This is a genomic window from Candidatus Pelagibacter communis, assembly GCF_001180025.1.
Lineage (GTDB): Bacteria > Pseudomonadota > Alphaproteobacteria > Pelagibacterales > Pelagibacteraceae > Pelagibacter > Pelagibacter ubique_A.
In genome coordinates this window covers 1-1,024 of record NZ_CVSK01000020.1, presented here as the reverse complement: position 1 = coordinate 1,024, position 1,024 = coordinate 1, and the positions used below count along the sequence as shown (strand labels likewise).

Below are 1,024 nucleotides of genomic sequence, written 5' to 3'. Positions count from 1 at the left end.
CGCTCCACCTTTTCCACCTTGCATTTGTCTCATAAAGAAAATCCATACTGCAATAAGTAGTAACATAGGAAACCATGATAAGAGCACACCAAACAATGAAGGCATTTTTTCCTCTAGAGGTGCTGCTGAAATACTTACACCTTTCTCTGATAATTTTTCTATTAGATTTGGATCATTAGGAGCATAGGTTGAAAAAGAATTTCCATTTGAATAAACACCTTTAATGTTATTTCCTTGGATCTCAACTTTTAGTACCTCACCGTTTTCAACTGAATTTAAAAAATCTGAAAATATTATTTGATTTCCACCTCTGATATTAGACTGAGGATTTTTAAACATGTTATAAAGACCTATAGTTAAAAAAACTATAATTCCCCACATTGCTAGATTTTTTAAATTCATAAGTTTAAAATAAGAATTATTATTAAATTAACAAGTGACAAAATATCTGTTTTTTCATCAACTTTAACGCTCTTTTGATACTATAACTGAGTTATTTACCTTCTTTATTACACAGTTTCCTAAAGTGGTCACAAATGAGTTATCATTTTTAATTCGATAAATTAACTTATCAATTTTTTTTCCTCTTACTGGGTAGTATTTTTTACCAACAGCTTTTAACACTTCTGTTAGAGACCTGAAAACTACTTCTTCTGGTTGAAGAAAAAAATTTTTATTCAAAATAACAAACTTATTAATATTTGTAATTGTTGAATTGTCTTTTAAATTTTTTTCTACAAAGTATTTAATTGACTCATTTGCAAATTTTAAATTTTTAATCGTTAGATTGAATTTATCATTATCCAATCCCTCTAATTCCAGGTTTTTTATAAAATTTCTAATTTTTACTCTTTTAAATTTATCATTTTTATTGGAGGGATCTTCAACATAATTTTTAAAAACTTTTTTGGTAATATGTTCTAAATTTTTTTTAGAAAATTTTAACAGGGGTCTTATCAAATTAGTTTTTTGTAGGTCGGTTCTTTGATCAAATGACACCATACCATTTAAACCACTGCCTCTT

At 26.9% G+C, this 1,024-nt stretch carries 2 protein-coding genes; both read right to left on the bottom strand.

Annotated features, from left to right (window positions below; all coding sequences use genetic code 11):
• On the bottom strand, positions 1-402 hold a 402-nt coding region (locus tag AMN83_RS00310; protein ID WP_179850395.1), incomplete at its 3' end, for an ATP-dependent metallopeptidase FtsH/Yme1/Tma family protein.
• 63 nt (positions 403-465) lie between these two features.
• The coding region (locus AMN83_RS00305) for a PP-loop family protein (protein ID WP_306452510.1) at positions 466-1,024 on the bottom strand (559 nt) is incomplete at its 5' end.